Here is a 7,955-nt window from a genome sequence, read left to right on the forward strand (position 1 = left end):
ACGAACACGGCAAACCGCACGGCGTCCCGCTGGCCGGGAGCGCGCTCCGGGACCGGACGATCACTCTCCGCCGCGATTTCCCCGCCAGGGTACGAAAAAGCGGGCGCGACCCCCTGGTCACGCCCGCTTCGCCGGGTGCTGCGCCGTGCTTTTAGCCGATGCTTTCCACGACCGCCTCGGCGACGGCCTTCATCGTGGTGCGCCGGTCCATCGCAGTCCGCTGGATCCAGCGGAACGCGTCCGGTTCGGTGAGCCCTTGGCGGCTCATGAGCAGGCCCTTCGCCCGGTCGATGACCTTGCGGGTCTCGAGCCGGTCGGTGAGCCCGGCGACCTCGGCCTCGAGCGCCTGCAGCTCGGAAAACCGGCTGACAGCCAGCTCGATGGCGGGCACGAGGTCGCGTTTGGCGAACGGTTTGACCAGATACGCCATGGTGCCCGCGTCACGGGCCCGTTCGACGAGGTCGCGCTGGCTGAACGCGGTGAGAATGACGACCGGCGCGATCCGGTCGCCGGTGATCCGCGCGGCCGCCTCGATGCCGTCGAGCTTGGGCATCTTGACATCGAGGATCACGAGGTCCGGCTTGAGGTCGGTGGCGAGCGCGATGGCCTCCTCGCCGTCGCCGGCCTCGCCGACCACCTCGTAGCCCTCTTCGCGCAGCATTTCCACCAGGTCGAGCCGGATGAGCGCCTCGTCTTCCGCGACGAGCACCCGTCGCTGCGGCACGCCGGCGGCGGCGCCGTTCGACTCGGCAGCCTGTTCGGTCACCGGTGTCCTCCTGAAGGCTCGGCGGGACGTCTTCGACACGCGGTCACCCGCGAGAGCCCAGCGTACCGGGACCGATCCAGATCCCACGATGGCGTTCACCACGAAGTGGCGGGAGACACCCAGCCCCGGCCCCAAGTCGATCACCGGACCCGGTCGGGGGCGGGAAGGGCGGGTCCCGTAGAGTTTCCGGCACTGCGCCCCCGTAGCCCAACTGGCAGAGGCAACGGATTCAAAACCCGTCCAGTGTGAGTTCGAATCTCACCGGGGGCACCCGGAATTCTCTTGTTTTCGCAGGACAGCGACTTTCTGTTGCGACCGCGTATCCACCCCGACGACATTTCCGCAGGTCAACCGGTGTGAGTTCGAACCCCCTGGGGACTCGGACGGTCGGCTGCAGACCCGCGCTCTGCAGGGCGGGCTCAGCTGGCCGGAAGCCGCGGCAAGGATCACATGCGAAAGCTTTCGGCCCTGGCGCTCTCCTGGGACTCAACGGCGCTGCTATCGCAAAATCGACGCTCGCGTAGGCGATAAGTCCTTCGCTGCCGTCGGACGCGAAGCGACAGCTAAGCAGACCGCCTTCGGTGAATGTTCATTCGTCCGCAAGTCCATGATTCGGAGACGCTGCGCGCTGCCAGATCACGAAGGCGGCCGATCAACCGGACCGGGTCGATTACCTCGCAGCGCCGATCTGCGGCATCGCCCTCGAGCGCGCGGTCTCCTTCGACGACCGCCGGATCGCACAGCCGGAGCACGCGCCGTTCGACGGTCAGAACGCCTGGACGGGCCGAGCGAGGCGGATATGACCGGCGTAACGAACGGGGCAGCACACACGACTCCAAAACACCCCGTGCCAAGGAGTATCCGCATGATCAAGGGCGTCGCCCTCTTTGCCGCAGCGGCCGCGGCGGCCGTCATCCTCACGGCCTGCTCCCATCGTGACGCGGGCGATCTCGGTGCTGCCGGTGCGACTGCTGCCCCTGCTTCGACGCCCGGCTATGCGCCGCAAGAGTCGTGCCCTCCGCTGCGGGCCGGACAGTCGTGCGTCAACGGGCAACTGGTCCAGGCCAGCCCGACCAGCGAGGCTCCCCCATCCCCGCCCCAAACGGAGTCAGGCCCGACCAGCGAGGCCCCGCAGTACCCACCCCAGGTCGAGCAGGCCCGCGAGTCCGCGCAGTCGTATCTCGGCTATACGGCTTTCTCGCGAAACGGCTTGATCGACCAGCTGTCCTCGAAGTACGGCGACAGCTACCCGAAAAACGTCGCCACTCGAGCGGTAGACAGCCTGGACGTCGACTGGAACGCACAGGCAGCCAAAGCCGCACAGTCCTACCTGGACTACACCTCGTTCTCCTGCACCGGCCTGATCCAGCAACTGTCGTCAAAGTACGGCGGGCAGTTCACCAGCGCCCAGGCCAAATTCGGCGCACACCAGACGAAGGCGTGCAAATGAAGTCCGACGGGTGAACGTCGCCGGGCCAGACCGGGGCTTCAGCCACGCTGACGCCAAGGTTCGGCGGGAGCGGAACGCGGTGCCCGCACGGGCGCCGTCACTTGACTCCCGGGATCGGAACGTCGGCTCCGTCTCGCGCGATCTAGTACGCGCCTTGGTATCCCGCCGCGCGGCAGCTGTCGGCCAGTTGCTGTTCCCACGTCTGGCGGTCGATGTCCGCGGACGCGCCGAGCTCTGCGTAGCGTTTGATGTTGATCGCTTCGTGGACGAGACCGTCGGTGGATCGCGGTGACGCTGATGTTGTCGTCCTGCATGACGCTGAAGGGTTCCATTTCCGGGGCGGTCGCACGGGGATTCGCGGGCCCGCCTGCGGGAACGGCGATGTCGTGGGGTTGCAGCAAGTTTCTCTTGCCGTCGAGGATCTGTTCGGCGACGAAGAAGTTGTTCGATGCTCCGTAAGCGTCGAGGAGCCGGTTCGTCATCCGGCCCGGCGGGGCCGTAGGCGAAGACGGTCTTGCGGAACGTTTGTGGCCGAAGGCGGCGGGCCGCCCTGCACCCCAAGCGTCACCAACGCGAGTCTCTCGCTGCCCGGCGGCTCGGGGTCGCGGCCCCGTCATCGGCCCGCCCTCGCCCATCCCCGTCGCGTTCGACGTCCAGGCGCTCGCCGCCGAACTCCTCAACCCCGGCGCGCAGCTCGCCTCCGCCGAACTGGACACGGTCTTGCTCCAGCTCACCCGGCGCGAAGGCCCACGCCACCGGATCAGAGGCCGGCCGCGGGGACGAACATGGACCGCGCATGAGCACGGTGGTCAGGAAACCCCCCGCATGAAGGCATATTTCGCACAATCGCGGTTCAAGTGCGTCGCTTGCGGGTCGAAACAGAGCGAGGAGGCTGGGCTCGCATATGGTCGCGGACCCTGCCCATGATGCCGCCTAGAACGTCTAAATCCTCTTTGGACAGTGGATCGAACAGCAGGTCGCGCACCACGTCGACGTGACCGGGCAGGATCGCCGCCACCCGGTCGAGCCCGGCCTGGGTGATCGTGACCAACGTGGCGCGCTGGTCGTCGGGACTGGTGGCGCGGGTGACGAGACCGGCCTTCTCCAGCAAGCCGGCTTGATGGGTCAGGCCGCTGCGGCTATAGACGACGCCGTCGGCGAGGGCGGTCATGGTCAGCTGCCGATCCGGGGCGTCGGCGAGCCGCGCCAGCAGCTGGAACTGGATGTAGCTGAGCTCGCCTGCCGCGCGCACCTGCTGTTCGACGGCGTGATGCAGCAGGCTGACCGACTCCATGAGCGCGAAGTACGTGTCGAGTTGCTCGGGTTCCAGCGCGTCTGCCATGCGTCCATCTTAGTTACTTCGAACTCGAAGCAATGTGACCCACTTCACCGGCCGCAAGACTTGCTTCGAAGTCAAAGCAAGCTAGCCTGAAAACAACTTCGACATCGAAGCATATGAAGGAGGCGGCCATGAAGGCAGTGCGCTATCACCGATACGGCGGTGCCGACGTGCTGGTCTACGAGGAGGCCGAACGGCCCGCTCCCGGCGAGGGCCAGGTGCTGGTCGAGGTCGCGGGCACCACGTTCAACCCCGCGGACATCGGCATCCGGGCCGGGGCCTTGCGAGAGGTGTTCCCCGTCGAGTTCCCGCACATTCCCGGCATCGACGTCGCGGGAACGATCGCGGAGGTCGGCGGCGGGGTCGACGAATGGCGGGTCGGCGACGCCGTCGTGGCGTTCCTGCCGATGAACGCCGACGGCGCTGCCGCGGACTACGTCGTCGCGCCCTCGGACGCCTTGGCCGCCGCACCGCGAACGGTCGAGCTGGCGGACGCCGCCGCGTTGCCCGTCGGCGGGCTGACGGCCTGGCAGGCGCTGTTCGACCTCGCCGGTCTGCGCGAAGGCCAGACGATCCTGGTCAACGGGGCTGGCGGAGCCGTCGGCGGATACGCCGTGCAACTCGCCCATCAGGCCGGAGCCCGGGTCACCGCGACCGCGAGCCACCGCCATGAGGCCCGCCTCCGCGAGGAGGGCGCCGACCGCGTCATTGGCTACCTCGACTTCGACAACGGCGTGCTCGCTGCCGAGGGCGCTCCGTTCGACGTCGTGGTCAACCTGGTCCCGACCACGCCGGAGGAGACCGCGGCGCTCGCCGGCCTGGTCTCCGACGGAGGCGCGCTGGTCAGCACCACCACCCCGCCTCCGGAAAACCCCGGTCGCGGCATCCGCACGGAACGGGTTTTCGTGCTCAGCAAGGCAGATCAGCTCGCCGAACTCGTGGCCCGGGTCGATCGCGGCGAGCTGCGCATCGACGTCGCCGACCGTCGCCCGATGGCCGAACTCCCCGCCGTCCACGACGAGGCCGCCGCCGGACGCCTCGCCGGAAAAACAGTCCTCACCCCCGCCTGATCACCACCGAAAGGAAGACCCTCGATGACGACCGCGTTCGACCCGATCGACCTGGGCGGCAAGCGCCTGCCGAACCGCATCGCCATGGCCCCGATGACGCGCAGCCGCGCCTACGGGCCCGGTGCGGCCCCGACCGAACTCAACGCCACCTACTACGCCCAGCGCGCCTCGGCCGGGCTGATCGTCACCGAAGGCACCCAGCCCTCGGTGCTCGGCCAGGGCTACCCGGACACCCCCGGGCTGCACTCCGCCGCACAGATCGCCGGGTGGCACCAGGTCACCGACGCCGTGCACGCCAAGGGCGGCACGATCTTCGCCCAGCTCATGCACACCGGCCGGATCGGCCACCCCAGCCTGCTGCCCGACGGGCTGCTCCCCGTCGGCCCTTCCCCGGTCGCGGCGAAGGGCCAAGTGTTCACCCACGACGGCATGAAGGACTTCGTCACGCCGAAGGAACTCACCGAGGACGAGATCGCCCAGACGATCGCCGACTTCGCCGCCGCCGCACGCAACGCGATCGAAGCGGGTTTCGACGGAGTCGAGATCCACGGCGCCAACGGCTACCTCATCCATCAATTCCTCGCCCCGAACGCCAACCGGCGCGCCGACGGATGGGGCGGGCCGGCGGCCGGCCGGATCCGGCTCGGCGTCGAGGTCGCCACGGCCGTCGCCGAGGCGATCGGCGCGCACCGCACCGGCTTCCGCATCTCCCCCGGAAACCCGCTGAACGACATCGCCGAAACCGATCCGTCCGATGTGGAACAGACCTACACCTCGCTCGTCGCCGCACTCGCCCCGCTGGGACTGGCTTACCTGCACCTGCTGGAGGGCCCGGACCGCGACCTGACGAAGCGGTTGCGCAAGGACTGGCCGGGCGTGTTCGTGCTCAACCCGTTCACCCACCCGGAACCGACCGGCCCGGACTCCCTCGGTCTTGTCGAGGACGGCACCGCCGACCTGATCGCTTTCGGAGCCCTGTTCCTGGCCAACCCCGACCTTCCGGACCGCCTCGCCGAGGGCGGGCCGTTCAACACCCCCGACAAGGCCGCCTTCTACGGCGGCGACCACCGCGGTTACACCGACTACCCCGCGCTCAAGGGATAGCAGCATGCCGTTCAAGGACCCGGCGATCGCGTGGCGGCCCGCGCTGCTCGCCCGCACGTTCCAAGGGGTTTTCCCCGTCCTGGCCCGGTATCTGTTCTCTTCGCCGAAGCTTCAGTTCGCGACGAAACCGGTGCCCGAGCCCGAGCGCATCGTGGTACCGACCAGGTACGGCGACATGGCGGCGCTGCTGTACTCGCCCGTGCGCGCCGACGTGGAGGGGTGCCGCCCGCCGGTGCATCTGCTGCTGCACGGCGGCGCGTTCGTGGTGCGCCATCCCGAACAGGAGGACAACGTCGCGCGTTACCTCGCCAGCGAGGTGGGCTGCTACGTAGTGGTCATCGACTACGACGTGGCCCCGGCCGTCCGCTTCCCGGTCGCCGAACACCAGTGTTACGACGCCTATCGGTGGATTCGCGAGCAGGCGGAGGCGCACGGCTGGGACGCGCAGCGGGTGTCGGTCGGCGGAGCGAGCGCCGGGGGCAAGCTCGCGCTCAGCGTGGTCGTCCAAGCCCTGAGGGACGGAGAACCCGCACCGGTGGCCGCCAGCCTGGAGTACGCCGTCGGCGACCTGTCCCTGCCGGACGCGAGCCGCACCAGCCCTGGCAAGTGGCCGATCGTCGGGCAGTGGATGACGCGGATGGTCCGCCGCACCTACTTCCAGGACGCCGATCTGGAAGATCCGCTCGCGTCCCCGGTCAAGTACCCGAAACTGGGCGACTTCCCGCCGCTGCTCATCCTGACCGGCGGGCTGGACACGCTGCGCACCGAGATGCACGCACTGGCCGAGGCCGCCCGCACGGCCGGGATCGAGGTCAGCTACCGCGACTTCCCCGACTCCGACCACGGCTTCACCCATGTCAAGCCCGTCGAGACCGCGCGGAGCGCCATCACCATGATCGGCGACCACCTTCGCGCCGCCTTCGGCAAGTCGTAGACCCGTTTCGGCTGTTCCCCGCGAGCCGCCACGACCAACCGTGGCGGCCGCGTCTCAATGCCGCGACGTGGGGGCCCAACCGCCGAGGTGAGAGCCGATGTCGCCAACGTCGTCGACGAAGAGCACGGGCGAGCCCAGCCCGTGGAGCGTGCCGTTCGACATTGCCGAACCGACCGGCCGCTTACAGCGCATCACCGATGTCGAGGAAGCGGTCGACGCGATCACGCGCACCTACCAGCCGGGCCGGCTGGAGATCGCCGACTCGAGCCGTCCGCTCGGCATGGAGATCTGGAGTTCCGCGCTGCCCGGGCTCCGGTTGAACTACCTTTCCTACGGCACCGACGTCGCCATCACCGCGCCGCCCATGGAGCGGTACGTGCTGTGCGTCCCGATCGCGGGCCAGCTGCGGATCGGTTCCGCCAGCACCCAGGTCGAGGCCTCGGCGCAACAGTTCGGCGCCGCGATCAGCCCCGGCCGGCCGGTCTTCGAGAACTGGAGCGCCGACTGCCGGGTGCTGACCGCGCGCTTCGCGCCCGACCTCCTCGAAGAACTGCTGTCCGCCATGCTGGACGAGCCGTTGACCGGACCGATCCAGTTCGACCTGGGGATGAATCTGTCCGATCCTTCCGTGCGCCCGGTGCTGCGCGCGCTGACCCTCGTGCGCAACGAACTGAACGACCCCGACGGGATCACCTCGGACTGACGACGGAGACCGAACCTGCGCGCGAACCCCGACGCCCGGGTCGAGGTCGGCGACCAGACCGTGAACGTACGAGCTGTCGAGCTGGAACCAGCCGAGCGCGACGAGAAGTACCGCGCCCAAGCCGAGCGCTACCCCGGTTTCGCCGAATACCAGCGAAAGACCGACCGGGTCATTCCGGTGATCGCACTCGTCCCGGACACCGGACGGGAACGGCGACCCCGACGACGATCTCGTCACCGCCAGGCACGCTGACCAGGCACGTGCGACGCACCGCCGGTGGCCGAACGTACTTGGCGGCGACCACCGTTTCGCGCAAAGCAACGGCCGGCCGCGTCCAGCGTTGACGATCTCGTGATACTCCGCGACCTGCCCCGCCTAAGATCGGCCGGGTTTGCGCAGGAGGCCGCGGCTGATGATGGTTTTCTGGATTTCGCTGGTGCCCTCGCCGATCAACAGGAACGGCGCCTCGCGCATCAGACGCTCGATCTCGTATTCCTTCGAGTAGCCGTAACCCCCGTGGATCCGGAACGCCTCCTGCGTCACCTCCGCGCAGTACTCGCTCGCGATCAGCTTCGCCATCCCGGCCTCG

General features: G+C 68.6%; 9 protein-coding genes and 1 tRNA gene. 7 read left to right on the top strand and 3 right to left on the bottom strand.

What is annotated here, in order from left to right:
- Nucleotides 1-151: 151 nt before the first annotated feature.
- Nucleotides 152-766: an ANTAR domain-containing response regulator gene (locus tag ACFSVL_RS22945; protein ID WP_009079762.1), complete on the bottom strand. Its 615-nt coding sequence runs from the start codon at nt 764-766 to the stop codon at nt 152-154.
- 196 nt (nt 767-962) lie between these two features.
- Between ACFSVL_RS22945 and ACFSVL_RS22950 the strand changes: the two genes are divergently transcribed.
- Nucleotides 963-1,036, top strand: a tRNA-Leu gene (locus ACFSVL_RS22950).
- A gap of 595 nt (nt 1,037-1,631) precedes the next feature.
- The gene (locus ACFSVL_RS22955; RefSeq protein WP_378307357.1) at nt 1,632-2,216 is read left to right on the top strand and encodes an Ltp family lipoprotein; all 585 of its coding nucleotides are present in this window, start codon (nt 1,632-1,634) and stop codon (nt 2,214-2,216) included.
- Between the two features lie 853 nt (nt 2,217-3,069).
- Here the strand turns inward: ACFSVL_RS22955 and ACFSVL_RS22960 are convergent.
- Nucleotides 3,070-3,558, bottom strand: a complete 489-nt coding sequence (locus ACFSVL_RS22960) for a MarR family winged helix-turn-helix transcriptional regulator (RefSeq protein WP_378307359.1) — start codon at nt 3,556-3,558, stop codon at nt 3,070-3,072.
- 128 nt (nt 3,559-3,686) lie between these two features.
- Here ACFSVL_RS22960 and ACFSVL_RS22965 point away from each other — a divergent pair, with 128 nt between their 5' ends.
- The 5 genes from ACFSVL_RS22965 to ACFSVL_RS22985 all read left to right on the top strand — a co-directional run bounded on the left by ACFSVL_RS22965 (nt 3,687) and on the right by ACFSVL_RS22985 (nt 7,618).
- Entirely contained in the window at nt 3,687-4,625 is a 939-nt protein-coding gene (locus tag ACFSVL_RS22965) for an NADP-dependent oxidoreductase (protein WP_378307361.1), read from the top strand.
- A gap of 24 nt (nt 4,626-4,649) precedes the next feature.
- Nucleotides 4,650-5,729, top strand: coding sequence for an alkene reductase (locus ACFSVL_RS22970; RefSeq protein ID WP_378307362.1), 1,080 nt, complete (start codon nt 4,650-4,652; stop codon nt 5,727-5,729).
- 4 nt (nt 5,730-5,733) lie between these two features.
- Nucleotides 5,734-6,663, top strand: coding sequence for an alpha/beta hydrolase (locus tag ACFSVL_RS22975; RefSeq protein WP_378307364.1), 930 nt, complete (start codon nt 5,734-5,736; stop codon nt 6,661-6,663).
- Nucleotides 6,664-6,760: 97 nt separating this feature from the next.
- Nucleotides 6,761-7,366 (top strand): cupin domain-containing protein, encoded by a 606-nt coding sequence (locus tag ACFSVL_RS22980; protein WP_378307366.1) that lies wholly within the window; start codon nt 6,761-6,763, stop codon nt 7,364-7,366.
- Between the two features lie 15 nt (nt 7,367-7,381).
- Entirely contained in the window at nt 7,382-7,618 is a 237-nt protein-coding gene (locus ACFSVL_RS22985; RefSeq protein ID WP_378307827.1) for a nitroreductase/quinone reductase family protein, read from the top strand.
- A 123-nt stretch (nt 7,619-7,741) separates the two neighbouring features.
- On the opposite strand, the gene ACFSVL_RS22990 is transcribed toward ACFSVL_RS22985, so the two are convergent.
- Nucleotides 7,742-7,955 (bottom strand): acyl-CoA dehydrogenase family protein (locus ACFSVL_RS22990; RefSeq protein WP_378307368.1); only part of this gene is annotated, 214 nt, incomplete at its 5' end.

Origin of the sequence: Amycolatopsis silviterrae, assembly GCF_042684085.1 — a bacterium.
Lineage (GTDB): Bacteria > Actinomycetota > Actinomycetes > Mycobacteriales > Pseudonocardiaceae > Amycolatopsis > Amycolatopsis silviterrae.

Excerpts from the sequence above, each read along its gene's own strand:
- ACFSVL_RS22955 (WP_378307357.1), top strand. The coding sequence starts at position 1,632 with ATGATCAAGGGCGTCGCCCTCTTTGCCGCAGCGGCCGCGGCGGCCGTC.
- ACFSVL_RS22970 (WP_378307362.1), top strand. The coding sequence starts at position 4,650 with ATGACGACCGCGTTCGACCCGATCGACCTGGGCGGCAAGCGCCTGCCG.
- ACFSVL_RS22960 (WP_378307359.1), bottom strand. The coding sequence starts at position 3,558 with ATGGCAGACGCGCTGGAACCCGAGCAACTCGACACGTACTTCGCGCTC.
- ACFSVL_RS22965 (WP_378307361.1), top strand. The coding sequence starts at position 3,687 with ATGAAGGCAGTGCGCTATCACCGATACGGCGGTGCCGACGTGCTGGTC.
- ACFSVL_RS22980 (WP_378307366.1), top strand. The coding sequence starts at position 6,761 with ATGTCGCCAACGTCGTCGACGAAGAGCACGGGCGAGCCCAGCCCGTGG.
- ACFSVL_RS22975 (WP_378307364.1), top strand. The coding sequence starts at position 5,734 with ATGCCGTTCAAGGACCCGGCGATCGCGTGGCGGCCCGCGCTGCTCGCC.